This is a genomic window from Vibrio sp. R-1 (genome assembly GCF_035615595.1).
Lineage (GTDB): Bacteria > Pseudomonadota > Gammaproteobacteria > Enterobacterales > Vibrionaceae > Vibrio > Vibrio cholerae.
Genome location: NZ_WPDC01000223.1, coordinates 1 through 1,017, shown reverse-complemented (window position 1 = coordinate 1,017; position 1,017 = coordinate 1). Strand labels below are relative to the sequence as shown.

Below are 1,017 nucleotides of genomic sequence, written 5' to 3'. Positions count from 1 at the left end.
ACCGCCGCGTAGCCTTCCATCACTGTCCACTGACCAGAACCGAACATACCCACGCTGGTCGGGCCTTTGGTTTTAAGCGAAGCTTTCCATTTTTCAGCCATCACATCAAATGCGGTATCCCAAGAGACTGGAGTGAATTCACCGTCTTTGTGGTATTGGCCATCTTTCATGCGCAGCAGCGGCGTTTTTAAGCGATCTTGACCGTACATGATTTTGGAGAGGAAGTAGCCCTTAATGCAGTTAAGGCCTTTGTTTACTGGAGCTTCAGGATCACCTTGTGTGGCGACAACTCGACCATCTTGGGTTCCGACCAGTACAGAACAGCCTGTACCACAAAAACGGCAAGGTGCTTTGTCCCAATGAATTGCGGTTTGATCGGAGCTAGCGATCAAGTTGGTGGCAGATGCGGGGAGGGTGATCCCTGCAACCGCCGCAGCTGAGGCGGCTGCGTTTGCTTTCACAAACGCACGTCTGGTCATTTTCATACATTACCCTCGAGTTCAGAAAAGGTATTTCCAGTGTGTAATCGTTCTTCTTCCGTTACCGTCTCTACCTGATGAAACACCAGAAAAGCGTTGAGTACATTGGGAAGATTATTGATATGTTCTATGGTTTCGGTGATGAAGCCTTGACGATCGGTTTCAATCACCACGACGAGTTTGCCTTGCGGATCCTCGCCGTAAATTTCCACATCACGCAGCTCGCTCACCTGCTGTTTCACTGTGAGCAAATGCTCTGGCAAGGTGTGAACCACCAAGCTGGAAATGTGTACTTCGTGCAGTGAAGCTGAGGGTTGTGACATCTTGCTCTCCAATTTATCCACGCCGTTTAAGCGATGTGTTGGGTGTAGTGAACCGTCATTGCGTTACTGGGACAAACCGAAACGCAAGCTCCGCAACCGGAGCACAGTTCGCTGTTAACCTGCGGGCTTGCGGTGCGGCCGATTTGCAAAGCAAAATGAATCGCCTCTTCTGGGCAGGCATCTTGGCAAGAGCGGCACTCCACTTGCTGTTGAGC

The 1,017-nt window shown here is 50.6% G+C and carries 3 protein-coding genes; all 3 read right to left on the bottom strand.

The window, feature by feature from the left end; genetic code table 11:
• Window positions 1-485: molybdopterin-dependent oxidoreductase (locus tag GOU96_RS17765; RefSeq protein WP_324702096.1), on the bottom strand; the 485-nt coding region annotated here is incomplete at its 3' end.
• Window positions 482-802, bottom strand: coding sequence for a chaperone NapD (locus GOU96_RS17760; protein WP_000082212.1), 321 nt, complete (start codon window positions 800-802; stop codon window positions 482-484). The genes GOU96_RS17765 and GOU96_RS17760, both read right to left, overlap by 4 nt.
• 26 nt (window positions 803-828) lie before the next feature.
• The coding region (locus GOU96_RS17755) for a 4Fe-4S binding protein (RefSeq protein ID WP_324702095.1) at window positions 829-1,017 on the bottom strand (189 nt) is incomplete at its 5' end.